We start from the raw sequence: 24913 nt of genomic DNA on the forward strand, positions 1-24913 counted from the left end.
CTGCCCTCACCACATCGTCTTGGCGGCACGGTCCGCCCAGTCGCGGTCATAGGTCTCCTTGTCGAAGTCGGCCTTTGCCGCCTTCAGCAAGGTGCCGGGCGTCGGAAGGGTCTTCGGGTCAACAAACCGAGCTGGGTTCCACAGTTCCGACCGCATCAGCGCCCGCGCGCATTGGAAATAGACCTCGTCGATAGCAATCACCGTCACGCTGCGCGGGTGCTTGCCGTCCATCTCGAAGCTTTGAAGCAGTCCGGGCTCCACCGACACCACCGCGCGACCATTGATCCGCATCGTCATCGTCGAGCCCGGCACGAGAAACATCAGGGCGACCCGCGGATCTCGAACGATGTTGATCAGCGAATCGATGCGGTTATTGCCACGCCAGTCCGGAAGCGCCAGCGTCCGCTCGTCCTCGATCCGCACCACCCCGCCGAGATCGCCGCGCGGCGAGCAGTCGATCCCTTCCGGCCCGACGGTTGCCAGCGCCACGAACGGTGATGCCTCGATCATCTGCCGATATTCGGCCGTCAGGAAGCGGGTCACCTTGGCAAGCGATGCCTCGCTGCTGTCGCCATAGATCGCCTTCAGTTCGTCGACCGTCGTGATAACCGTCATCTTGCTGCCCCTTGCGCCGCGTCCTGTGCGGCCGCCCGTCGTTCCCGTTCGCGCGCCGTTTTGGCGGCGATGATGTCTGCCGGTTGCGCATTGCCCTTGATTAGCGAACGGCCGGCATAGATGCCGCCGACCTGTTCCAGCGCAAACCGTTCGCGATCGATCTCGCGGAATTCCTCGACCATCTGAAGCGCGGTCTCGTCGGCCTCACCCAGAGCGCGCAGAACCTCGCCTCCGAAGCTCAGCGCCGAATCGTAGGTTTCGCGGATCTGGTAATCGACGCCGGCCTTCAGAAGATCGATCGCATGACCGCGGTCATAGGCGCGGGCGAGAACCGGAACGAGCGGGAACTCTTCCTTGACGATCTCGGCGATCTTCAGCGCCGCTTCCTTGTCGTCCACACAGATCAGGATCGCCCTTGCCGTCGCCGCACCGGCTGCATGCAGGATCTCGGGTCGGACACCGTCGCCGTAATAGACCTTGAAGCCGAAATCGCCGATGTCGCGGATAAACTCCGCATTGCTGTCGATGATCGACAGCGTATAGCCTCGCGCCAGAACCGGCTGGCTGACGATCTGTCCAAAACGCCCGAAGCCGATCAACAGCACCGTATTTTCGATATTCTCTGGCTCGGCCAGACCGCTCGTATCCACTTCCGGCTTCGGCGCGGTGCGCACGTAGATCGCAACGACCAGCGGTGTCACCGCCATGGAGATGACGATCGTCGCCGTCAGCACGGCATTCGTTTCCGAATCGAGAATGCCGACGGAGGCCGCCGCCGCGTAAAGCACGAACGCGAATTCGCCGCCCTGCGCCATCAGGATCGCACGGCCGAGACCTTCAGCGTGGGACGTGCCGAGCAGCCTTGCGACCCCGTAGATCACCAGCCCCTTGACGATCATGTAGGCGATCACGGCCAGAAGCACATGCTGCCAGTTGGCGGCAATCACCGACAGATCGACCGCCATGCCGACGCCGAGGAAGAACAGACCGAGCAGGATGCCGCGAAACGGCTCTATATCGGCCTCAAGCTGGTGCCGGAAGGATGATTCGGAGAGAAGAACGCCGGCGAGAAACGCCCCCATCGCCATCGACAGACCGGCAAACTGCATCAGCAGCGCCGATCCGAGCACGACGAGCAAAGCCGCGGCGGTCATCACCTCCCGCGCACCGGAATTGGCAAGCAGCCGGAAGAACGGGTTGAGCAGGTATCGCCCGGCAAGAACGAGTGCGGCAAGCGCTGCAAACCCGATGCCGACCGATTGCAGCCGCTCGGTCAAGGATACCGCCTCGCCCTGCGCCGCCAGGAGGGCGACGATAGCCAGCAGCGGCACGATGGCGAGATCCTCAAACAGCAGGATCGCAACGATATGCTGGCCCTTCGGCGTATGCAGATGGTTGCGCTCCTGAAGCATCTGCATGACGATTGCCGTCGAGGTCAGGACGAAGCCGGTGCCGGCGACGAAGGCGACAGGCGCCGGATAACCGAAGCCGATCCCGACAGCCATCAGCAAAACAATACAGGCGCACACCTGGAGTGCGCCAAGCCCGAAAATATCCTTTCGCATGCTCCAAAGCCGCGATGGCTGCATTTCCAGGCCGATGACGAACAGGAACATGACGACGCCGAGTTCGGCAATGTGCAGGATCGCCTGCGGATCCGAGACAAGCTTCAGTCCAAAAGGCCCGATCGCCAAACCGGCGGCGAGGTAGCCGAGCACGGATCCGAGACCGATCTTCTTGAAGAGGGGTGCCGCAATAACCGCTGCCCCGAGAAGCGCGACGACCTGAACCAGATCGCCCGCATTTGATTCCGCTGCCACCCCGACAATCCCCTTTGTTTTCGAAATCGCTTTAGCGCGTCTGCATGACACTATCGCGGCTCAGTCCCTTGGCCGCCAGATCATTTTCGTAACCCTGGAAAAGCGCGTCGCCCTCGGTCCCGAGCTCGCGCAGATAGCGCCAGGTAAAGATACCGCTGTCATGGCCGTCGTCGAACGCGATGCGGACCGCATAATTGCCGGTCGCGACCACGTTGCGTATGCCCACAAGGCGCTTTCCCGGTACCGTCACCTTCTGGTCCGGGCTGTGGCCCTGAACTTCTGCGGAAGGCGAGAGCACGCGCATCATCTCGGCGGACAGGGCGTAAGACGCACCGTCTTCAAAGTGCACGGTCAGTGTTCTCTTGTCCGGCGAAACCCGCAATTCCGTCGGCCAGCTGTCGTTGGGAACGTCAGTCATGTTTCTCTTCCAATTTGAATGTCTCACGATTATGGACTTCGCTCATGCCTCGCAAGCCCGTTCGCCGTGAACGGTCCATCATCACGTTAAGGAGTACAAACCTTGACGTTGCCCCGGATCGGACCCAAGTTCTGGCGTCAGGAGTATTTACCCGTGAATTCATTTGTCATACCGCCACTGACTGCCGGCCCTGCCGCGACCAACGCACCGATGATCGACAAGTTTGGTCGCGCGGTCACCTATCTGCGTGTCTCGGTCACGGATCGCTGCGACTTTCGCTGTACCTATTGCATGGCGGAAAACATGACGTTCCTGCCGAAAAAGGACCTGCTGACGCTGGAAGAGCTCGACAGGCTCTGTTCGGCCTTCGTCGCAAAGGGCGTCCGCAAGCTCCGGCTGACCGGCGGCGAACCTTTGGTGCGCAAGAACATCATGTATCTGGTCCGCTCGATCGGTCGCCACATCGAAGAGGGCAATCTCGACGAGCTGACGCTGACGACGAACGGCTCCCAGCTCGCCCGCCACGCGCAAGAACTCTACGATTGCGGCGTGCGTCGCATCAACGTCTCGCTCGATACGCTCGATCCCGACAAGTTCAAGACCATCACACGCTGGGGTGACTTCTCCAAGGTCATGGAAGGCATCGATGCGGCGCAGAAGGCCGGCCTGAAGATCAAGCTGAATGCGGTCGCGCTCAAGGATTTCAACGAATTCGAGATCGCCGACATGCTGCGCTTCGCCCATGGCCGCGGAATGGACCTGACGGTCATCGAGACCATGCCCATGGGCGAGATCGAGGAAGACCGCACGGACCGCTATCTGCCGCTGTCGAAGCTGCGCGCCGATCTCGAGCAGCAGTTCACATTCACCGACATCCCCTACAAGACCGGTGGCCCTGCCCGCTATGTCGAGGTCGCCGAAACCGGTGGCCGCGTCGGCTTCATCACGCCGATGACGCATAACTTCTGCGAAGGCTGCAACCGCGTCCGCCTGACCTGCACCGGCACGCTCTATATGTGCCTCGGCCAGAACGACGCTGCCGATCTTCGTGCTGCCCTGCGCGCATCGGACGAACCGGCCGTTCTTTCGGCGGCGATCGACGAGGCAATTTCGCGCAAGCCGAAAGGCCACGACTTCATCATCGACCGCAACAACCGCCCGGCGGTGTCGCGGCACATGAGCGTCACCGGCGGGTGATGTAAACGAAGCAAAGCTCAGATGTGAAAAGAGCCGGCTTGAGCCGGCTCTTTTCGTTTTGGGACTGCAGCGATCGTCTCAGGCGACGTCGCGCCGCTGCTGATCGCGCCGGTCATAACTCCCCATGCCGTACTGTTCATGCGGTTCGCGGGTCTTGAACCGCTCGATCTTTTCGGAAAGAACGCCGACCCGTTGGCGCAGGCCGTGGATCTCGGCATTGTTTTCTTCCACCATCGCGGCGTTCCGCTGGGTGATGTGTTCCACTTCCTGAACGGCGCGGGTGACTTGGCTGATCCCCGTCGACTGTTCCTCGGCAGCATCGGAGATCTGCGTCACCAGTTTGCGCACGTCGGTCACATGGGCGATGATCTGCGAGAGCGCGCCACCTGTCTCTTCAACCAGGTGCACGCCATTGGTCACCTGGGCGGAACTTGCCGAGATCAGCCCCTTGATTTCCCGGGCAGCGCCTGCGCAGCGTTGCGCCAGTTCGCGGACTTCCTGCGCGACCACGGCAAAACCGCGACCCGCCTCACCTGCGCGTGCGGCTTCGACACCGGCATTGAGCGCAAGCAGGTTCGTCTGGAAGGCGATCTCGTCGATGACGCCGATGATGGTTGCGATCTTCTCCGACGACCGACTGATCTCGCCCATGGCGCCGACAGCGCGTGCCACGACCTCGCCCGAACGCACCGCAAAAGCTTCAGTCTCGTTGACGGATGTCGAGGTTTCGCGAGCGCTCTGCGCCGTTGCGCGGACGATGTCGCCGAGATGGCGGAGCGCACGCGAACTCTGCTCGAGTGCCGCCGCCTGCTGCTCGGTGCGCCGGGCAAGGTCGTCGGCGGATGCCGCAAGATTGCCGGTGCCGCCTTCGATCTCGTCGGCCGTGGAACGGACGTCGGCAAGCGTGCCGCGCAACTCTTCGACAGCGCGGTTGTATGTGCGGGCCATCTCGATGAAATCCTCGGGCAGGTTTTCATCCATGGTCTGCTCCAGGTCGCCTTCGGCAAGCTGACCAAGAACGCTCGAGAGAGCGGTCAGCGCCTGACGCTGTTCGGCGGCAATCCGGGCACGTTCGCTTGTGCGGCGGTCCAATTCGGCGCTCGAAAGCTCCCGTGCCGACGTCGCCTCTTTTTCCAGCCGGATATTCTCCAGCGCCGAATCGCGGAACACGCTGACCGACCGCACCATGTCGCCGATCTCGTCGCCCCGCTCGCGGCCTTCGATCTTCACATCGAGATCGCCATCGGCCAGACGCTTCATGATCTCGGTGACGCGGCGCAAAGGTCCGCGCAGCGTCTCGACCAGCATGAGGCCGCCGGCGATGGCAAGCAGCGTGCCCGCCACCATGGCGATCACGGAAACGGTGGCCGAACGCTCGCTGTCCGCCTTGCCGACCTCCTGCGCCTGCGCCTGCGCCACGAAGTTCTTGAGGCCGGCCATGCCTGCCGTCAACGTTTCTGTCGCCTTCGTGCGTGCCGCAGTCCATTCACCCGCGTTGACAATCGTCGTCGCCGTGCTCTTGTCGAGCGCGCTCAGCAGTGTCGCAAGGGTCGGTCCAAAGTCGCGGGTGGCGGCATTGCGTGAATTGAGTTCGGAGACTTTTGCGCTTGTTGCCCTCAGCGCCACGATGTCGGCAATGATATGCGAACGTGCTTCATCGGTCGGCACCGTCATGAAACGCTCGGCATGCAGCTGCATCGCGTTCGAAATCTGGAGCGACTGGTCGATCTGGTCGAGAACGATCTTCAGCACTTCCACCTCGCCTTCGAGATCGACGAAACGCTCGGCTGCGTCACCGGATTTCTTCGTCACTTCGGCGGCAAGTTCCCCCTGCGGTCTCATGAAGGCACTTGTCGCAATGCGCAGAGCCTGGGCCTTGTCGGCAACCGGCTTGTCGCTGGCGATGACGGCCAGAAGCTGATCGGCCGACTGCTCGATCGGCGCCATGGCCGCCTTGCCGTTGGACGACAGCATCGGAGCGACGATCGCGAATTCCTTTTTCAGAGTGTGGCCGTAAAGCTCCGCGCCCTTGACGGTGGCTTCGTCGGTTTCGGAGGCCCGCACGGCATTGCGCAGATTTTCCAGCCGACGCGCGACGGATCGATACGCGTAGGCTTCAAACAGCTGCCGCTTGGCGAATTTCTCTTTGCCGTCAAACTGTTTCTGGATGATCTCGACCTGCTTGTCGACGCCGTTGGAAGCATCGCGCACGCCTTTGAGGATCTGATTGATCTCCTCGACATTGCGCTTGCGCATCTGTTCGATCGCCCACAGCCCGTCCGTGTCGGCCGAGAGCTTAGCCGCAAGCTCGCGGACAACGGCTATCCGGTTACGGTCACCCTCGGTCTGCAACAGCCCTTGCAACCGGCCGATGCCGTCTGCCTGACGCGCGATACTGGACCGCAGGGTCGCGACGGTCTGATCCGACGGAGCCTCGGTGAATGCCTGAAGCGATGACTGGAGATCTTCGAAATCGCCGATATTTTCGATCGTGGCACGCGTCACGGTCATATGACCGTTCAGCGTTTCGGCCGTATAGAAGCCAGCCATTCCCACGCCTGCAATGAGAAGCACCAGTGGCACGACGAAGAGAAGAACCTTGGTGACAATTTTGCGTCTTTGAAGCAGACGATCGACGAATGACATGGAACCCCCGGGTTGTTGAGTAGCCCCCGGCTCCGCTGTTCATTCGCGGGTTATCCAGCAAGCGCCCCCACGTCATGCGGGTAACATTGCTGCACACAATCTGCAAATTCGGTTGAACAAGCGTTAACTCAAGGACGTCCGAGTTGCGATTTCGCAAGAACGGGGACATGTGGCTGCTGGCGGACCGTTTGAAGCTGCGTTAAGACGGCGCGGTCCCGAGGAGACATCATGAGTTTGTCCGAAAACGCACGCGGCGCCCTGGTTATGGCGTTCGCCATGGCGGCATTTACCTTCAACGACGCTTTGGTCAAATCCGTTACGTCAGAGCTCAGCATTGCACAGATCATTGCCGTGCGCGGGGTCATGACCACAACCCTCGTCTATTTCATCGCGCGCCACCTTCGCGCGTCGATTTCGCTGAAAACGCTGAGCCATCCCCTCGTCCTTTTGCGAGGATTTTGCGAACTCGGCGCCACCCTTGCGTATTTCACCGCGCTCGCCCGGCTCGAATTTGCCACCGCTGCCTCCATCATGCAGTCGCTGCCACTGGTCGTCACGCTCGGCGCAGCACTCATTTTTCGTGAACCGGTTGGCTGGCGGCGCTGGAGCGCGATCGGGGTCGGGCTCGTTGGCGTCCTTCTCATTCTGCGCCCCGGCGCGGAAGGCTTTTCGGCGGACGCGGTCTATCCGCTCATCGCTTTATGCTTCACCGCCTGCCGTGACCTGACGACCCGGCGGATCAGCGCTGAAATCCCGACCATCAGCATCACCTTCTTCACGAGTTTCGCCAACACGCTTCTCGGCATTATCCTGATCGTGCCGATGGGCGGTTGGCAACCGGTGAGCGCCGGCACCTTCTCCATTCTCGTCCTGACATCGCTCCTGGTTTTTGCGGGTTATCAGACCGTGATCATGGCGATGCGCACGGGAGAGGTCTCGTTCGTGACGCCGTTCCGCTACACGAGCCTGATCTGGGCTCTGGCGATCGGGATCCTGTTCTTCGGCGAGGAGCCGAGCGGCAGCATGCTTGCGGGAGCGGCAATCGTGATCGGCTCCGGTCTCTACACGTTCGCGCGCGAAAAGAAGAGGAAGCAGCAGGTCGCGACCGCCGCCGACGTCGCCCCGCCCGGCTCCACGCAGACGAGAGAAACGGGCCGATGATAACTGCCTCAAACGATCTCCCGGCTCTCATTCTCGCCGGCGGCCGATCCAGCCGCATGGGGCAAAACAAGGCTGATCTGCCGCTCGCCGGAAAGACGATCCTCGGCCATGTCGTCGATCGGCTCGCGCCTCAGGTGATATCGATCGTTCTGAATGCGCCCGAAGCCTCAGAGAATATTCGCGGGCTACGTCTCGTTCCCGACTTGAGACCGGGCCAGGCCGGCCCGCTCGAAGGCGTCCTGGCCGGTCTTCTCGACCTTCAGGCGCAGGACACCGATGCGTCCCATCTGGTGACGGTCCCTTGCGACAGTCCGTTCCTGCCGCTCGATCTGGTGGCACGTCTCGAAGCCGACGCTGGCCCTGAAACCATTGCCGTCGCTACGTCGGATGGTCGCACGCATCCCGTTTTCGCGCTCTGGCCGAAGTCGATCGCCGACGATCTCGAACACTGGCTTGTCGATCCCGACAACCGTCGCCTCAGGGCATTTCTGGATCGCCATTCGACGGTCTATGTGGATTTCCCAATTCTCGACATCGGCGGCGAAATGCTCGATCCTTTTCTCAATATCAACACTCCGGAGGATCTGGCCTTGGCCAAGCGCTTCACCGAGGCTCTGAGATGACAGTGCCGCCCCGTGTCTTTGGAATTGCAGGCTGGAAGAACTCCGGCAAGACCGGCCTTGCCGTGCGACTGGTGACGGAGTTCACCCGCCGCGGCTACAAGATCTCGACGATCAAGCACGCCCACCACGATTTCGACATCGACAAGGTCGGCGCCGACTCGTTCCGGCACCGTCAGGCTGGCGCGCATGAAGTGACGATCGTCTCCGGCACCCGGTTTGCCATCATGCACGAGCTGCGCGGCGATCCGGAACCCAGTTTGCAGGACGTTCTCGATCGTATCGCGCCCTGCGATCTGGTGCTGATAGAGGGCTACAAGCGCGAGCCAGTGCCCAAGATTGAGGCCCGCAGGCTCGAATCGAAAAGCCGCGAGCCACTGGCTCCGACCGATCCGCACATTGTTGCCATCGCTGCCGATCATGCGGTGGAGGGTACGTCCCTGCCCGTCTTCGATCTCGACGACACGGTCGCCATCGCGGACTTCATCGCGAACGTCGTTTCTCTCCCGTAGAAATGAAAACGCCCGGATAAACCGGGCGCTCTCTGATCAACTCTAGTGAACCGTACTATTTCGACGCCACCGGCTTTACCAGCGCCGTGATGCGGCGGATGGTGACGCGGCGGTTTTCCTGGTTCGGTCCGTCGGTGCGAACCTTCAGGTAGCGTTCGCCGTAGCCCTGGGTCGCCAGGTTTTCCGGCGGGATGCCGTAAGCGTCGGTCAGAACGCGGGCAACGCTTTCCGCACGCTCGTCGGACAGGACGAGGTTGGCGTCATCCGCGCCGACGGCGTCGGTATGGCCTTCGATCAGGAAGGTTTCAGCCGGGTCCTTCTTCAGCACCTGGTTGATCGCATCCGCAACCTTGCGCAGCGAGCTTGCCTGATTCATCGGAATTTCGGCACTGCCTGTTGCAAAGGTGACCGTATCCAAGTCGATACGACGAACCTTGTCGCGGATACGGGCCGAGTAGCGAACCTCATCCAGCGAATAGACGCGCTCGACCTGTTCGACCGGCGGCTGTTCGAGGAACTCGTAGTAGTTCCGGTCAGGCTCCGACGACGTGTCGATGATGTAGTCGTCGAGCGGAACGTCGAGACGCATCGGCGGCAGGTCGTCACCCGGATCGCGCCAGGTGTAATCCGCACCGCGGTTCTGTTCCGACAGTTCCGGCGCATAGTAGAGCACGTATTCCTCGCCCCCGCGCACGATACGCGACCGCTGGACGATCTCGCCGTAACGGTTCCGCACGGTGACGATCCGGGTGCCGTCGTCGCGCTCGATCACTTCACGTACACGACCATCGCGCAGACGCTCGTATTCCGGCTGGCGACCGTCTTCTTCGTAGAAGCGGCGGCTGTCGTCGTGGCGCACGACCGACTGGTTGTCGATCGAGATGATCACGCGGCCACGATCCCTGCCGCGATCGTTACGACCGACATCCTGGCCGTCCTGACCCCGATAATCCCAGCCACGCGGGCGATCGAACTGTGGACGACGGTCGAGCCGTTCGCCGCGCTCTTCGGACAGTTCGCGGAAATTGCGCCTCTGGTCGGCTGTCTCCCGGGTGTTGGACTGGGAATCAGCGTCGGAACGTGGTGGTGCACGATCGGCCTGCTGGGCATCGCGGTCGCGGTCGCGGCGCGGACGCTCACCATCGCGGTCCGGACGACGCGGACGTGCATCTTCCTTGGCGCTGTCGAGCACCGCTGCACCGTTTTCGACCGGCAGGGTCGGCTGTTCGCCACGCTGCGCAGACTTCGGATCCTTCGCCAGTTCCTTGGCGCGCTCCACCTTGTCAGGCGTATCGGCAACCTGCGGCGGCCGTGGACGGCCGTTTGCGGGCTGATCGGTCTCCGGCTGATTGCGATCGGCCTGGTTGCGATCGGGACGATCACGGCCGGGCTCGTTCGGACTGGCCTGATCGGCATCACCCGGGCGACGGTTGTTCTGGTCGCGATCGGCTGGGTTACGGTCAGCCTGATTACGGTCTGGGCGAGCCGCGTCTGGCTGCGCGGCAGTATCCGGACGGGTCTGGTCGCGCTGGTTGCGATCCTTGGCGTCGCGCGGAGGCGTAGCCCCGTTCTCAGCGTCGGTGTCGCGAGCATTGCGTTCCGCAGCCTTCGGATCAACCTTGGGGTCGGCCTTCGGATCTACCTTGTTACGATCGCCCTGCGCGCGCGGACGCTCAGGCGACTGTTCATCGCCGGCCTTTTGGCGCTGCGGACGAGCCTGATCCGGATCAGCCTGGTCTGGCTTTGCACGATCGGCCTGTGCCTTTTCAGGCTTGGCCGGCTTTGCATCGTCCGGATTTGCCCTGTCGGCAGCATCGGCCTTGGACGGATCGGCGCGGTCACGGGATGGCTTCGGGCGCTCACTTTCGGCATTGGAACGGTCCGCTGCAGGCGGACGCTCCTTGGCATCGCTTCCCTGCGCTTCACGGCGCGGGCGTTCGCCTGCTGCAGGTGCATCCTGCTGACGCTCGGCATCGCGGCGCGCTGGCTTCTTCTGCTCGGGCTCGCCCTGTTCAGCCTGCGCGCGGCGTGCTGGACGCTCGCTTGCGCCGCCGTTGTCTTCAGCCTGCTGGCGACGCTGCGGGCGCTCGCTGGCACCGCCACCGTCTTCCGCGGCCTGGCGACGCTGCGGCCGCTCTGGCTTGTCTTCGCCCTGGCCCGCTTCGCTCTTTTCACGGCGCGGACGCTGCGGCTTTTCGCCACCACCATCTTCAGGCGCGATGACTTCCTGCTGAACCTGGATGAAACCTGGTACCGAGGCCGGAGTCTGGTTGACTTCAATGGCGGCCTTCAGCGGCATGGCACCAACCGGCTGCAGCATCAGCGGCAGCGACAGCACCGGCGCAGCCACGCTGGCAAACAGTCTGAATTTTTTAGACATGCAATCTTCCTCTTCTCAAGCGTCTCTTCCCTTGGCGCATCCCGTATTATGCATCGTTCGAAAGAATGACCTCGGGCTGACGCGCCGGCTGAACGGGTATTCAACCGATATGGTTCCGCAAAGACTGTTCCCAACCACATGAATGACAACTGAATGCCGCGTTCACCTCCCGCGAGGTGTCATCGGGCAGGAAAATGCCGTTGCAATTTCCCGTTGGCCGGTATCTATAAAACGTCAGACGGGGCGAGCTGGCCTTAAGCCCCGCAACCCGGATGGCGTATGAATTCAACGCCGCCGGTCTTGCCAACAGAGAGGATCATTATGACCATGTCCCGCCTTTTCGCAGCTGCATCCATCGCGGCTGTATCGCTTTTCGCCGGATCCGCGCTTGCCCAGGAAAAGCTCACGATCGGCACCGAGGGCGCTTACCCGCCCTTCAACGTTCTCGAATCCAACGGCAATCTGACCGGTTTCGACATCGACATCGCCAAGGCGCTGTGTGACGAAATGAAGGTCACCTGCACCTTCGTCACCAACGACTGGGATGGCATCATCCCGGCGCTGCAGTCGAAGAAGTTCGATGCTATCATCGCCTCCATGTCGATCACGCCGGAGCGCATGCAGCAGGTTGCGTTCTCGAAGAAATATTACAACACGCCGCCGGCAGTCGCCGTGCCGAAGGATTCGCCGCTGAAGGATGCGACCGCGGCCTCGCTCAAGGGCAAGACGCTCGGCGCCCAGGGTTCGACCACCCACTCGAACTACACCGAGAAGCATTTCCCCGATTCCGAACTGAAGCTCTACCCGACGTCTGACGAGTACAAGCTCGACCTCACCAACGGCCGCATCGACGGCGTTGTGGACGACATCGTTGTCCTGTCGGAATGGGTGAAGTCCGAAGCCGGCAACTGCTGCAAGATCCTTGCACCGCTCCCGGTCGATGCGGAAATCAACGGCGAAGGCGCCGGCATCGCCGTGCGCAAGGACGAAACGGCACTGGCCGACAAGTTCACCGCCGCGATCGCCGCGATCCGCGCCAACGGCAAATACGCCGAAATCAACAAGAAGTATTTCGACTTCGACGTGTACGGCGACAAGTAATCGTCTATACGCCGGAATATGAACGGCGGAAGGCTTGCCCTTCCGCCGTTTTCCTTTTTAATGACACCTATGACTGAAGCGGCATCTTAAAAGCCGCATGGGGAACGAACCGGAATGACCCTATGAGCGGATGGCTCTCCGCCCTCTTCGATACGCTCGACCCGTTTTGCGGCCCGGCCGGCATCTTTACCTGGCTCGGCCAAGGTTCCCTGATCGCCTGCGGCGACGCCGGATGGGGCGACGAGATCGCCTTTGGCGTCAAGGTCACGATCACGCTGGCCTTAGCGACCCTGCCGGTCGGCCTCATCATCGGCTTCCTGATCGCGCTCGCGGCGCAGTCGGAAGAACGGCTGCTGCGGCTGGCTGCCGGCATCTACACCACGATCTTTCGCGGCCTTCCCGAACTGCTGACGCTGTTCATCGTCTATTACGGTGCCCAGATCCTTCTCCAGACGGTGCTGTCGACCTTCGGCTATGACGGCCGCGTCGAGATCAACGCCTTCGTGGCCGGGATGGTAGCTCTTGCTGTCGTATTCTCCTCCTACTCGTCGGAAGTGCTTCTCTCTGCCTTTCGCGCCATCCCGCGCGGCCAGTATGAGGCCGGCGATGCGCTTGGCCTTCGGCGCTGGCGCACGATGTTCCTGATCGTCCTGCCGCAGCTCATCCGCATCGCGCTACCGGGCCTCACCAATCTCTGGCTGATCCTTCTGAAGGATACGTCCTATGTCTCGGTGATCGGCCTTGCCGATATCATCCGCCAGACAGGCATTGCCGCGCGCGTCAGCCGAGAGGCGTTCTTCTTCTACACCATCGCCTGCCTTCTTTATCTGGCGCTCGCGATGATCTCCTCGTTCGGGCTCGGCTTCATCGAACGCTGGGCCAAACGCTCGGGAGTATCGCGATGAGCTTTGTGAAAGAGCTGATACCGGCACGCCCGGCGCCCGCCGTCGCCGAGAGGCCGCTCACCGCCGCCAAGGTCACCGGCATGATCGTGCTGGTGCTCTGGGGCCTGCTGGCGGTCGCGCTTGTCATGATGGTGATCAACGGCTGGGATACGGCCAAGTTCGAGCGATACGGACCGCGCTACCTGAACGGCCTGTGGACGACCATCTCGATCGTCGGCATCTCCATCGTTCTCGGCGCGCTGCTTTCGCTGCCGATCGCGTTCGCCCGCATGTCGAAGAACCGCGTGCTCAACACGATCGCCTACGCCTACGTCTATCTCTTCCGCTCGACGCCGCTGCTCGCGCAGCTCTTCCTGATCTATTACGGTCTCGGCAGTTTCAGGGCGGAACTCGAATCCGTCGGTCTCTGGTGGTTCTTCCGCGAGGCCTGGTATTGCGGACTGTTTTCGCTGACGATCAACACGGCCGCCTACCAGGCGGAAATCCTGCGCGGTGCCATCGAAAGCGTCCCGCGCGGCCAGCACGAAGGCGCCGCGGCGCTGGGCATTTCCAAGCGCATCACGCTGCGCAAGGTCATCCTGCCGCAAGCCCTGATCGTGGCACTTCGCCCTTACGGCAACGAAGTGATCCTGATGATCAAGGGCTCCGCCGTGGTCGCCATCGTTACCGTTTTCGATCTGATGGGCGAGACGCGCTACGCCTTTTCGCGCACCTTCGACTACCAGACCTATCTCTGGGCGGCGATCTTCTACCTGACGATGGTGGAAGCACTGCGGCACCTCTGGGCATTCATGGAAGCCCGCCTGACCCGTCACCTGAAACGCTAGTCCAGATTGCCAAACGGCGCTCAGCCCCTTAAAGCGCTTCGCAACGAAAAGGATGATGGCGATGACGAAGATCGACGAGGAAGCTCTGGCCGAGGCCTACAACCGCGCATTGGCGCTGGAAAAGGCCGGCGATATCGACGCGGCCGTGAAAGCCTACGAGGACGTTCTGGCAATCGACCCCGAGGATCACGGTGGCGCAGCCGTGCGGATCGCCTCGATGGGTCGTGGCGAAACGCCGCCGAGAGCGCCGGACGCCTATGTCGAAACCCTGTTCGACCAGCATGCCGAAAGCTTCGAAGACATTCTTGTCGAACAGCTCGGCTACGCGGTCCCCGTCATCCTGCGCCAGCGTTTGCAGGAGCTGAACCTTGGCCCGTTCAAGCGCATGCTCGATCTCGGCTGCGGCACCGGTCTCACAGGCGGGACCCTGCGCGACATGGTGGACGACATCACCGGCATCGATCTTTCCGAAAACATGGTCGAGATCGCCCATGAGAAGGATCTCTACGAGACCCTTTACGTCGCGGAAGTCGAGGACTTCCTTGACGACAACGACGACGAGCCCTTCGACCTCGTCACCGCAACCGACGTTCTGCCCTATCTCGGCGCGCTAGAACCGCTGTTCTTCGGTGCTGCCGAAAACATGGTGCCGGGTGGCCTGTTCGCCTTCTCGTCCGAAACGCTCCCCGCATCCGACACCACCCCCTACCGGGTCGGCCCCCACCAGCGCTTCGTCCACTCGGAATCCTACATCCACTCGCGGCTGGAAGAGACCGGCTTTACGGTCGTGGAAATGACCGAAATCAATGTGCGGATGCAGGACGGCAACCCGAGCCCCGGCCATCTCGTGATTGCGAAGTTGAAGGGCTGAGACCTTAAACTAGGTCACCCCATCAGGTCATATTGACATTCCGTCTAGGTTGCGCAAATCTCCTTCAATCAACCAATCATAGCATTTGGTTGATTGGGGGGGATTGCTATGGATGCCACGTCTTGGACTGGGCTGCTGTATAGCCTATTCACAACGCCTTCACTTCTCGTCGGTCTGCTGTCGGGTATTGACTGGATTGCCCTGGTCATCGCCTTGCTCGGCCCGCTTCTCATCTTTGCAGCGCGCAACGAAGTGCGCTTGCGCAGGCTCCGGCAGATCCAGGACTTTCATACCAACTTCGGCACTGACAAAAACAAAAAAGACGGAACCGGAAACACGCAGTCGCCGCTCGATACCAACCCATCCTTCGAATTCGTCCGCTCGAAATACACGGCCGATCTGGTTCTGCCGGAGCAGGAAAAGTTCGACAAACTCCCCGAAGCGGAGAAGCTGCGGCAATTCATTAGTCTTGCAGCAAAGGGCCGCGTGACATTCGCCTACCGTCTTTTCTTGTCGTCTCTGGGCTTCGTCCTTCTGAGTTATGTTGGCTTTCACATCTTCATTTCCGCGATCTGCTGTGGGCTGCAGATCTCCGTCCAGTGCCCCGTGCCGGGTCTCATAGCTGGCGACAACTCGTCGAAGCTCATCGTGATCGGTTCGCTCGCCTTTGTCGGCGCCTACATCTCATCGGCCCGGGCCCTTCTTGCCCGCCTCGCTGTGTTCGATCTTTCATCGACCACATTCTTGAGGATCACCATCGAAAGCCTGGCATCGGTTCTCTTTGCTGCGATATTGTTCGCAGCCTTCCCGGACCCGCTCGGCGGCATCGGACGTGTTCTGACTGGCGGGGCCTCAGATCCCGCAACCACGGGCCAGTCGCTGCCGCTCACATGGATCGCTCTTGCCCCGATGCTCGGGCTGATCCCGCAGAGCTCCACCAAGTTTCTCCTCGTCAAGCTCCAGCAGATCTTACCCTGGGTCAAGACGAGCGACGATCGCTTCGTGTCCATCACCCCGATCATATCGCTCGATGTGATCGACGGCATCGATTACGAGATCCGGTTCCGGCTGGAAGATTGCGGCATCTACGACATTCAGAATCTTGCCACCTACAATCCCATCCTTCTGCACGTCGAAACGCCATTCGGGATCTATCAATGCATCGACTGGGTCGCCCAGGCACAACTCTGCCACATCGTCGGCCTCGAGCGTTTTCTGACTTTCCGGGAGTTGAATATCAGAACGATCTTCGACCTCGAACGCGCGATCGACAGCATCGACTCTCCGGAAGAGTTCGATGACATCTATCTGAGCGTTCTGATGTCGCCGACCAGCAACCTGCGCAAGCTGACGGACATCGCAAAAATGAACTTCATGATCATGGACGGTGCGAATGCCCGCGCGGTCACGGTGGACGAATACGCCAAATGGGCGCGTGAGCGGGTCAGCAAAGACCCGGAACTCACCTCGAAAGCCGCCGAACATCTGATGACATGGATCACAGATGATCTGCATGTCCGCCGCCTGCGCCGGTTGTGGAGCGACATTGCCAACAGCCTTGGGCAAGGGTCGTCCTACTTCCCGGATTCCAAGCGGAATCAGGACAATAAACCGAAGGTGTCGTAAGCTGCCCAGTCGGAACCTCCAACAGAGTGATCGGCTTTAATCAATCCAGAGCCAAGCATATCAACTTCCACCTTCTCAACCTTCGCCCGAACGGCTAAACCAACTTCGCAATGGAGGTGGCGATGGGGCCGCAGCGCTATATTCTCACTCAGGCCTATAACAATGCCTGGGCCAATCACCGGCTGCTCAAAGCCTGTGCCCTGCTGTCGGCTGAAGATATTGGCGCGCCGCGGCAAAGCTTCTTCCCGTCGATCATCCACACGCTCAACCACATTCTCACGGTGGACTGGCTTTACGTCGGTGCGCTCGAAGGACACTGTCCCGGCGCTTCGTCGTTCGAGCCGCAGATACCCTTCCCCGCTATCGCCGATCTCGATCGGGAACAACGGGCCGTCGACCGTCGCATGATCGATCACTGTCGTCGCATGAGCGAGGCCGACCTCGCCGGGGAAATCCGGATCCCGCGACAAAAACATGTCCAGGTCGAGCGTGCCGATCGAATTCTGCTGCACCTCTTCCAGCACCAGATCCATCATCGCGGCCAGGTGCATGCGATGCTGTCTTCCACCCCTGTTTCCCCACCGCAGCTCGACGAGTTCTTTCCGTCGGACCCGCAGGAACAGGCATTGCGCGCAAAAGACTTCGCCGAACTCGGCTTTACCGAATCCATGATCTGGAGTGACTGACCCATGCTGTATTTCGTTCTAAAAACCCTGCACCTCATCTCTGACTTCCTGCTGATCGGCGGCATGCTGGTGAACGCCTTCGTCATCTCCATGGTGCCCCCGACGATCCGGGTCGGCGTCATCCAGTCGCTGCGCAAATACGACCGTACCGTCACGACCGCCGCCCTTGCCGGCGCGTGGATCTTCGGCCTCTGGCTGGCGATCGGCTATGTCGGCTTTTCGGGTGGCTGGCTTCACGCCAAGTTCGTGCTGGTGATCCTGCTTTCCGCGCTGCACGGCATGCAGGGGGCGGCCATGCGCAAGATGGCGGCCGATCCGAAACGCGATCCGAACGCCTTCGTGCGTCTCGGCATGCCCATCATCATGATCTGTCTCGTGCTGATCGTGGCGCTCGCCGTGATCAAGCCGTTCTGATCAGAAGAGAGACCCTGCTCTGCACGACGGTATCACCGAACCAATTTCCAACGCGCCGCAGCCGGCGGGTGGAGCGTCGTGACAGGTCAGCTAGTTAGGCTTGCGAGCGCTTTGCCCTTCCCGTCGGCCTTGCTTTGTTCTAATCCTCGCATCACAGCAATTCAGGGAGTTCCGGCATGGCGAAAGTGGCATTCATCGGTCTTGGCGTTATGGGTTTCCCGATGGCAGGCCACCTGAAGGAAAAGGGCGGCCATGACGTCACGGTCTATAACCGCACCGCGTCCAAAGCTGCCGAGTGGGCAAAGAAGTTCGGCGGAGCCACCGGTGCAACGCCAGCCGAAGCCGCAAAAGATGCCGATTTCGTCTTCATCTGCGTCGGCAACGACGACGATCTGCGCCAGGTGACCACAGGTGAGAACGGCGTTCTCTCGGGCATGAAATCCGGTGCGATCCTGATCGACAACACGACGGCCAGCGCCGAAGTCGCCCGTGAACTGGAGACAGCCGCCGGCGAAAAAGGCATCGGCTTTATCGATGCACCGGTTTCCGGCGGCCAGGCGGGCGCCGAAGGCGGCGTGTTGACTGTCATGTGCGGCGGCGATCAGAAAACCTTCGACACGGCAAAGCCTGTGATCGAGGCCTATGCCCGCATGGTCGGCCTGATGGGTCCGGTCGGCAGCGGCCAGCTGACCAAGATGATGAACCAGATCTGCATTGCCGGCGTCGTCCAGGGCTTGGCGGAAGCCGTGCATTTCGGCAAGCAGGCAGGCCTCGACATCGAGACCGTCGTCGGCGTCATCTCCAAGGGCGCGGCGGGATCCTGGCAGATGGAAAACCGCCACAAGACGATGGACCAGGGCAAATACGACTTCGGCTTTGCCGTCGACTGGATGCGCAAAGATCTCGATATCGTCCTCACCGAAGCCCGTCGCAACGGCGCAAACCTGCCAATGACCGCGCTGGTCGACCAGTTCTATGCTGAAGTGCAGGCGATGGGCGGCAAGCGTTGGGACACGTCGTCGCTGCTGGCACGGTTGGAGCGGAAGTAATTTATCGATACGACAGTAGTCGTGGCGACGGCCCGTTGACATTGGCCGTTGCTCTATCCTTAGCTAGAGCAGACTGGTGCAAACCCGGACTCGCGGTTACATCAGCATTATGCGGCGACGGTGAGCCTGACGCGTGGTGGATGTCCTTGCGACGCCCCATGGGTAGAGGGTATTTTGGAGGACCAAGGTCAGCCGGATTGGTGAATATTTATGGCGCATGACTTTCAGGACGACATAGACGCAGTCCAGCGTATCGGTGCCGTACCAACGATCCTTGATGTTGTCTGTCGCGCGACCGGGATGGGATATGCGGCAGTTGTTCGCGTCACGGAGGATCGGTGGGTTGCCTGCCAGGTTCTGGACAACATCCATTTCGGACTCCCGGCCGGAGGAGAACTGCCGGTCGAAACGACGCTCTGCCACGAAGTCCGGCAATCGCGCGACGTTATCGTCATCGACAACGTCGCCGAAGACCCTGTCTACTTCCAGCATCAAACCCCGAAGCTCTACGGACTGAAGAGCTACATCTCCATGCCTATCATCCTGCCGGATGGCCGTTATTTCGGAACCCTGTGCGCCATAGATCCCAAGCCGGCAGCGCTCAACAATCCGCAGGTGATTGGAACATTCAAGCTGTTTGCCGAACTGATTGCCTACCATCTGGAAGCCGACGAGAAGCTCGATCGGGCCAATGCAAGTCTGCTCGATGCGGAAGCGACGGCTCGGTTGCGGGAACAGTTCATCGCAGTCCTCGGCCACGATCTTCGAAATCCCCTTGCGTCGCTCGACGGCGGCATCAACATCCTGCAGCGCGAAGCGCAAAGCGAGCGGTCCACCAGGGTGCTCAACATGATGCGCGGCAGTATCCTGCGCATGTCCGGCCTGATCGATAACGTCATGGATTTCGCCCGCGGAAGGCTTGGTGGCGGTCTGGGTCTACGCAGGGAAGCAGATCGTCCGCTTGGCCCCACACTGATGCAGGTCGTCTCGGAAATCTGCTCTGCCCATCCAGAGCGGCACATTGACGTCGAGATAGAGCTGCCGGGCCTGTTCGATGTCGACCATGACCGCCTTGCGCAGATGTTCTCCAACCTTCTGGGCAACGCGATCACCCACGGCTCTACAGAACATCCGATCCGCATTCTGGGAACGGTCGAAGGGGACGAACTGAAATTGGAAATCGCCAATGCCGGAACCGCGATCACCGGCAAGGCGATCGAAAAACTGTTCCAGCCCTTCAGCCGCAGCGATGCGGGCACCCATGATCAGGGTCTAGGCCTTGGCCTCTACATCGCGTCGCAGATCGCCAAGGCCCATGGTGGCCATATCGATGTCACCTCTGATGATACTCAGACGGTGTTCACCTTCCGCATGCCGGCAATCGTGCCGGAAAGCTGATCAGGAACCGCGTTCACTGAAGCGAACGCGGTTCCCAGTATCACGAGCGATCATTCAGCCCGTCGAGCAGCGCCTTGTGGAACCGGTCCGGATCCTGGATCTGCGGGGAATGGCCGAGATCGTCGAACTCCACCAGCTTCGCACCCGGTATGGTTTCCGCCGCCTGCTTGCCGAGCTTGGTATAATCGCCGAGCGATGCGGCGATCGCCTTGCTGGCGCGGTTGGCGCCCGGAGCCGTCTTGTCCGTCGTGCCGATGATGAGCAGGGTCGGCGTTTTTACCTGCCCGAATTCGTGGACAACAGGCTGGGTAAAGACCATGTCGGAGGTCAGCGCCTGGTTCCAGGCCACCTGATCTCCTCCCTCGCCCGTAGACATGCCGGCGCTCATCTCCACCCACTTGTCATAGCTCGGCTTCCACTGGCCGGAATAATAGAACTTCTGCTGGTAGGCCTTGATGCTCTCAAAGCTGGTCTTCTGCTCACCTTCGAAGGCCGCCGAGATCGACTGGTAGGGCACGCCCTTCGCCTTCCAGTCTTCGAGACCGATCGGGTTCACCAGAACCAGCTGCTCGGTAAAGTCCGGATACATTAGCGCAAACCGCGTCGCCAGCATGCCGCCCATCGAATGACCAACCACCGTCGCCTTGTCGATACCGCGCGCGTCGAGCAACGCCTTGGTGTTTTGCGCCAGTTGCTGGAAGCTGAATTGATACGCGGCCGGCTTGCTCGACTTGCAGAAACCGATCTGGTCGGGTGCGATCACCCTGTAACCGGCGCCGGTCAGCCGACCGATCGTCGCCTCCCAGGTTGCCGCACAGAAATTCTTGCCGTGCAGAAGCACGACGGTGCGCCCGTTCGGCGTCTCAGGGGCGATATCCATGAAAACCATTTCCAGCGGCTGGCTGTCGCCTGCGGCCGCGGCATCCGGCCTCTGCCCCGCCACGCTGAAGACTTCAGTCTTGAACGGATACTCGAAGCCTTCCAGCCTCGGACCATAGGTCGGGTGCTCCGAGGACACGCCTTGCGCCGCACCGAGGCCCGGCAGGGCTAAGGCAGCAGCAACGACAACGATAGAACGTAGGAATAGCGTGGGCATCAGGTCTCCTTGAGGCTCGCGCCCGGCACATGGCATGCACCGGGTGACACGCTCAAGGTAGGTCCGGCCTCATTGAGGGCAATCGAAGATAACAGCCCTGTGAAGCGCCTTGACCATCAGTCGCTGTCGCCGGACTTCTGATTGTCGAGCAGCATATAGTCGAGCGGCAGTTCAGTCGTGTACTTGATCTGCTCCATCGCGAACACGGACGACACGTCACGGATCTCGATCTTGGCGATGAGGCGCTTGTAGAACGCGTCATAGGCAGCAATGTCGGGGACGACCACGCGCAGCAGATAATCGACGTCACCGCTCATGCGGTAGAATTCGACCACTTCGGGAAAATCCACCACCACTTCGGAAAACCGCTTCAGCCATTCGATAGAGTGGCTTGCGGTGCGGATGGAGACAAACACCGTGACCTTGGTATTGACCTTGACCGGATCGAGAAGCGCCACGCGACGGCGGATCACGCCGTCCTCTTCCATCTTCTGGATGCGCCGCCAGCACGGAGTCGTCGACAGTCCGACCTTCTTTGCGAGATCTGCAACGGCGAGCGTGGAGTCTTCTTGCAGTATGCGCAGAATCTTGCGGTCCAGGCGGTCCATCAAACGTCCTTTCGAAATGATTTTCCGTTATATACCCCATTATCGCACAGTTAAGCGAAATTTGTTCCCCGCACCAAGCTATCCACATGATGCCGAAGCGCTGGAATAACCTCTGCCTCGAACCACGGATTCTTCCGCAGCCAACCGCTATTGCGCCAGCTCGGATGCGGAAGCGGAAGAACGCGCGGGCCCTCATTGGCGAAGAAATACTGCCCCCAGTTTCTGACTGTTTCCGTCATGCTCGGCTTGCGCTGCGCCCCGAGATGCCACGCACTCGCATACTGCCCGATCACGAGGATCGTATCGATCTGCGGCATCGCCGCCATCACCTGGCTGCGCCAGGCCGGCGCACATTCCTTACGCGGCGGCAGGTCGCTGCCCTTCGCGTCATAGCCCGGAAAACAGAAACCCATCGGCACGATCGCAAGGCGCCGCGCATCGTAGAACTCCTCGCGCGTCACGTCCATCCAGTCCCGCAGGCGGTTGCCCGAGGCATCGTTGAACGGCAGACCGCTCTCGTGAACCCTCAAGCCCGGCGCCTGCCCGGCGATCAGCAACCGGGCGGTGGCAGACAGCACGGCAACCGGCCGCGGCTCGTGCGGCAGGCGGTCCGCTTCACCTTTCAGTGGATGATCGCGACAGATGCGACACTGCGCGATCGAGGCCGCGAGGGACGCGATGCCAGCCGGATCGCCATTCACCACGAAACCGCAGCCTTCAGCCGGTCGAACATCTCGCCTACGCGATCGACAAGCGCCGTTGTACCCGCGTCGTCATCCATCGCCCCCTTCGCCGCCCGGTACGCTTTCGGCCTCTCGAACGGTCCGGCCCAGATCCCCTCGCCTGCACCCTTCGCGGCCGCCTCCTCGCGTCCGTAACCACCGGATGCCACAGCCATTCCCTGGCGCACCATCTCGCCGTTAATGTCGAGGTCGCCGCGGCGGCAGGAGACCAGAACGCGCCGGTAGCGATCGCGCGCGTCGCCGCGGCACTCGGTCATGGGACTGGCCGCAAGCTTCGACAAGGCTTCGCGAGCCGCATCGCCGCAGGCCCACTCTGCGCCCTTGCCATCGCCACAGGTCTGGCCAGCCTCCGGCGCATCGATATCGACAAGCCGAAGCCGCTCAGCACCGGCGGCCAGCGTGTCGCCATCAATCGCAAAAAACGGACCGTTGATCGCGCTTCCCTGGCCGATATCGAGCTTGGCGATAATCAGCGAGCCCAGGAAGATGAACGCCGCCAGGAACACGGCGTCGCGGCCTATTTTAACGATACGGGTCACATTTGAGCCTTACAACAAAACGGAAGCTTCACGGAAATGGCAAACAAATCCTTTCCCGGCAGCATCTTCTTAAGGTTTGCGGATTAGCCTCTCAAGTACCCCGGGGATATCAGTTTACAGGCCCAGTACACAGCCTATGAGTAGCGGCGTCAGCACATCAACCGACAAGAATATCGTCGATCGCACGCGCAGCCACCGCAACAAGGCTGTCTCGAAGGCTGTCCGTGCGACCCGTGATCGGCTGCAGTCGTCGTCCAATGGCAATTTTGCGTTTGATCGCGATATGCTCTCCATCCATATCGGCTCCGGTTTGCAGGCGGCACTGATGACGCCGCTCGTCGTTGCTGTCGTCACCGCCATCGGCTTCTATCTCAATCCGGATATCCACATCTTCGCCTGGGCGCTGCTGATGCTGTGCCTGCACGCGATCAACGTGCTTCTGGCACGCCGTGCGAGCAAGGTGGAGATAACGGCTGCCGACACCAGGAAATGGCGTAGACGCCTTCTGACGGGACATATCCTGCTCGGCTGCGGCTGGGGCGCCTTCGCGCTTCAGGGCTGCTCCACCTGCGCTGGCGACAGCTTCTATTTCTACAAGGGTGCGGTGCTTCTGTTTGCGGTGTCCTACACCGCCATGAGCACGTTCATGCTGCGCCAGAGCGTTCTCTACGGCTTCGTGCCGATGATTGCGGCGCTTCTCAGCATCGCCATCCTGTCGGGTCAGGTCCTCGATATCGGCCTTACCGCCATGTGCGCGACGGCTGTCGTGTTTTTCCATTACGTCGCCGAGCGCCTCTACCGCTCCAACCTGACGCTGATGTCCTATCAGTCGGAAAAGGACGATCTGATCGCCGAGCTCGAAGTGGCGAAGTCCATGTCTGACGAGGCTCGCCGCCGTGCAGAAGAAGCCAATCTGGCAAAATCCCGCTTTCTTGCCTCGATGTCGCACGAGCTTCGCACCCCGCTCAACGCTATCCTCGGCTTCTCGGAGGTGATGAGTTCCGAGGTCCTGGGCCCCCTCGCCAACCCGACATACCGGGAATATTCCGGCGACATCCACCGCTCCGGCCAGCACCTCCTGAACCTCATCAACGAGATCCTCGACCTGTCGCGCATCGAAGCGGGCCGCTACGATCTGACGGAGGATTCGCTGTCGCTTCTGGAAGTGGCGGAAGATTGCATCGGCATGGTCCAACTGCGGGCCCGGGCGAAAAGCATCACCATCCGCGACCAGTTCGAAAAGCACATGCCGCAGGTCTGGGCCGACGAGAAGTCGATGCGCCAGGTCATGCTCAATCTTCTCTCCAACGCCGTCAAGTTTACGCCCCAGGGTGGCGAAATCACTGTCAAGGTGGGCTGGACCGCCGGCGGCGGCCAGTATGTGGCGATCAAGGATAACGGACCGGGCATTCCGGAAGAGGAAATCCCGATCGTGCTCTCCGCCTTCGGTCAGGGATCGATTGCCATCAAGAACGCCGAACAGGGAACAGGCCTCGGCCTGCCGATCGTCCAGGCGATCCTTGCCAAGCACGACGGCCAGTTCATCCTGCGCTCGAAGCTGCGTGAAGGCACCGAAGCCATCGCCATCCTGCCCTCGACCCGCATCCTCCAGAGCGTCCCCGCCATCGCCGACGCCCCCCCCATCGAGCGCCGCCGCAAAAGCTTCGCTTAACATTACTCC

General features: G+C 61.1%; 23 protein-coding genes. 14 read left to right on the forward strand and 9 right to left on the reverse strand.

From position 1 onward, the window contains the following. Positions 1 to 6 precede the first annotated feature (6 nt). From ACQY1K_RS09395 to ACQY1K_RS09405, 3 genes are read right to left on the reverse strand one after another with little or no spacing between them, the layout of a single operon-like run. The gene (locus ACQY1K_RS09395) at positions 7 to 615 is read right to left on the reverse strand and encodes a pyridoxamine 5'-phosphate oxidase family protein (protein ID WP_092660801.1); all 609 of its coding nucleotides are present in this window, start codon (positions 613 to 615) and stop codon (positions 7 to 9) included. Next, the gene (locus ACQY1K_RS09400) at positions 612 to 2435 is read right to left on the reverse strand and encodes a monovalent cation:proton antiporter-2 (CPA2) family protein (RefSeq protein ID WP_430257170.1); all 1824 of its coding nucleotides are present in this window, start codon (positions 2433 to 2435) and stop codon (positions 612 to 614) included. Before ACQY1K_RS09400 ends, ACQY1K_RS09395 begins: the two co-directional genes overlap by 4 nt. Before the next feature lie 31 nt (positions 2436 to 2466). Further along, positions 2467 to 2853: a gamma-butyrobetaine hydroxylase-like domain-containing protein gene (locus ACQY1K_RS09405; protein WP_430257171.1), complete on the reverse strand. Its 387-nt coding sequence runs from the start codon at positions 2851 to 2853 to the stop codon at positions 2467 to 2469. Between the two features lie 210 nt (positions 2854 to 3063). Between ACQY1K_RS09405 and moaA the strand changes: the two genes are divergently transcribed. Further along, positions 3064 to 4050, forward strand: a complete 987-nt coding sequence (moaA, locus tag ACQY1K_RS09410; RefSeq protein WP_430258958.1) for a GTP 3',8-cyclase MoaA — start codon at positions 3064 to 3066, stop codon at positions 4048 to 4050. A 78-nt stretch (positions 4051 to 4128) separates the two neighbouring features. Here moaA and ACQY1K_RS09415 read toward each other — a convergent pair whose 3' ends face one another. Further along, entirely contained in the window at positions 4129 to 6696 is a 2568-nt protein-coding gene (locus ACQY1K_RS09415; RefSeq protein ID WP_430257173.1) for a methyl-accepting chemotaxis protein, read from the reverse strand. A gap of 228 nt (positions 6697 to 6924) precedes the next feature. Between ACQY1K_RS09415 and ACQY1K_RS09420 the strand changes: the two genes are divergently transcribed. The 3 genes from ACQY1K_RS09420 to mobB are packed head-to-tail and all read left to right on the forward strand — an operon-like array spanning position 6925 to position 8989. After that, positions 6925 to 7857 (forward strand): DMT family transporter, encoded by a 933-nt coding sequence (locus ACQY1K_RS09420; RefSeq protein WP_113110591.1) that lies wholly within the window; start codon positions 6925 to 6927, stop codon positions 7855 to 7857. Next, positions 7854 to 8480: a molybdenum cofactor guanylyltransferase MobA gene (gene mobA, locus ACQY1K_RS09425; RefSeq protein ID WP_180215482.1), complete on the forward strand. Its 627-nt coding sequence runs from the start codon at positions 7854 to 7856 to the stop codon at positions 8478 to 8480. The genes ACQY1K_RS09420 and mobA overlap by 4 nt, the downstream gene beginning before the upstream one ends. Beyond that, the gene (gene mobB / locus ACQY1K_RS09430; protein WP_430257174.1) at positions 8477 to 8989 is read left to right on the forward strand and encodes a molybdopterin-guanine dinucleotide biosynthesis protein B; all 513 of its coding nucleotides are present in this window, start codon (positions 8477 to 8479) and stop codon (positions 8987 to 8989) included. The genes mobA and mobB overlap by 4 nt, the downstream gene beginning before the upstream one ends. Positions 8990 to 9044: 55 nt before the next feature. Here the strand turns inward: mobB and ACQY1K_RS09435 are convergent, their stop codons facing one another. Beyond that, entirely contained in the window at positions 9045 to 11369 is a 2325-nt protein-coding gene (locus tag ACQY1K_RS09435; RefSeq protein WP_430257175.1) for an OmpA family protein, read from the reverse strand. 321 nt (positions 11370 to 11690) lie between these two features. On the opposite strand from ACQY1K_RS09435, the gene ACQY1K_RS09440 reads away from it, so the two are divergent. The 9 genes from ACQY1K_RS09440 (at position 11691) to ACQY1K_RS09480 (ending at position 20246) form a co-directional block, all read left to right on the forward strand. Further along, positions 11691 to 12470 carry an ABC transporter substrate-binding protein gene (locus tag ACQY1K_RS09440; RefSeq protein WP_062456519.1) on the forward strand — a complete coding sequence of 260 codons (780 nt, stop codon included), beginning with the start codon at positions 11691 to 11693 and terminating at the stop codon, positions 12468 to 12470. A gap of 122 nt (positions 12471 to 12592) precedes the next feature. Beyond that, the gene (locus tag ACQY1K_RS09445; RefSeq protein WP_430257176.1) at positions 12593 to 13375 is read left to right on the forward strand and encodes an ABC transporter permease; all 783 of its coding nucleotides are present in this window, start codon (positions 12593 to 12595) and stop codon (positions 13373 to 13375) included. Next, a complete protein-coding gene (locus ACQY1K_RS09450; RefSeq protein ID WP_092660783.1) occupies positions 13372 to 14202 on the forward strand; it encodes an ABC transporter permease in 831 nt (276 codons plus the stop codon). Before ACQY1K_RS09445 ends, ACQY1K_RS09450 begins: the two co-directional genes overlap by 4 nt. A gap of 52 nt (positions 14203 to 14254) precedes the next feature. Further along, positions 14255 to 15073 carry a methyltransferase domain-containing protein gene (locus ACQY1K_RS09455; protein ID WP_430257177.1) on the forward strand — a complete coding sequence of 273 codons (819 nt, stop codon included), beginning with the start codon at positions 14255 to 14257 and terminating at the stop codon, positions 15071 to 15073. Between the two features lie 108 nt (positions 15074 to 15181). Beyond that, entirely contained in the window at positions 15182 to 16699 is a 1518-nt protein-coding gene (locus tag ACQY1K_RS09460; protein ID WP_430257178.1) for a hypothetical protein, read from the forward strand. A gap of 110 nt (positions 16700 to 16809) precedes the next feature. Continuing rightward, complete coding sequence (locus ACQY1K_RS09465) at positions 16810 to 17385, forward strand: DinB family protein (protein ID WP_430257179.1); 576 nt, start codon at positions 16810 to 16812, stop codon at positions 17383 to 17385. Between the two features lie 3 nt (positions 17386 to 17388). Next, a complete protein-coding gene (locus ACQY1K_RS09470; RefSeq protein WP_062456502.1) occupies positions 17389 to 17799 on the forward strand; it encodes a CopD family protein in 411 nt (136 codons plus the stop codon). Positions 17800 to 17975: 176 nt separating this feature from the next. After that, positions 17976 to 18848 carry an NAD(P)-dependent oxidoreductase gene (locus ACQY1K_RS09475; protein WP_430243308.1) on the forward strand — a complete coding sequence of 291 codons (873 nt, stop codon included), beginning with the start codon at positions 17976 to 17978 and terminating at the stop codon, positions 18846 to 18848. 210 nt (positions 18849 to 19058) lie between these two features. Then, the gene (locus tag ACQY1K_RS09480) at positions 19059 to 20246 is read left to right on the forward strand and encodes a GAF domain-containing sensor histidine kinase (RefSeq protein WP_430257180.1); all 1188 of its coding nucleotides are present in this window, start codon (positions 19059 to 19061) and stop codon (positions 20244 to 20246) included. A 40-nt stretch (positions 20247 to 20286) separates the two neighbouring features. Here the strand turns inward: ACQY1K_RS09480 and ACQY1K_RS09485 are convergent, their stop codons facing one another. From ACQY1K_RS09485 to ACQY1K_RS09500, 4 genes are all read right to left on the reverse strand, one after another. Further along, entirely contained in the window at positions 20287 to 21342 is a 1056-nt protein-coding gene (locus tag ACQY1K_RS09485) for an alpha/beta fold hydrolase (RefSeq protein WP_430257181.1), read from the reverse strand. Positions 21343 to 21458: 116 nt separating this feature from the next. Then, the gene (locus tag ACQY1K_RS09490; RefSeq protein ID WP_062456489.1) at positions 21459 to 21950 is read right to left on the reverse strand and encodes an Lrp/AsnC family transcriptional regulator; all 492 of its coding nucleotides are present in this window, start codon (positions 21948 to 21950) and stop codon (positions 21459 to 21461) included. A 50-nt stretch (positions 21951 to 22000) separates the two neighbouring features. Continuing rightward, the gene (locus ACQY1K_RS09495) at positions 22001 to 22651 is read right to left on the reverse strand and encodes a uracil-DNA glycosylase family protein (RefSeq protein WP_430258960.1); all 651 of its coding nucleotides are present in this window, start codon (positions 22649 to 22651) and stop codon (positions 22001 to 22003) included. After that, positions 22648 to 23232, reverse strand: coding sequence for a thermonuclease family protein (locus ACQY1K_RS09500; RefSeq protein ID WP_430257182.1), 585 nt, complete (start codon positions 23230 to 23232; stop codon positions 22648 to 22650). The genes ACQY1K_RS09495 and ACQY1K_RS09500 overlap by 4 nt, the downstream gene beginning before the upstream one ends. Positions 23233 to 23368: 136 nt before the next feature. Between ACQY1K_RS09500 and ACQY1K_RS09505 the strand changes: the two genes are divergently transcribed. Beyond that, a complete protein-coding gene (locus ACQY1K_RS09505) occupies positions 23369 to 24904 on the forward strand; it encodes a sensor histidine kinase (RefSeq protein WP_430257183.1) in 1536 nt (511 codons plus the stop codon). Positions 24905 to 24913: the final 9 nt, after the last annotated feature.

Source organism: Neorhizobium sp. IRS_2294 (genome assembly GCF_050500145.1).
Taxonomy (GTDB): Bacteria; Pseudomonadota; Alphaproteobacteria; order Rhizobiales; family Rhizobiaceae; genus Neorhizobium; species Neorhizobium soli.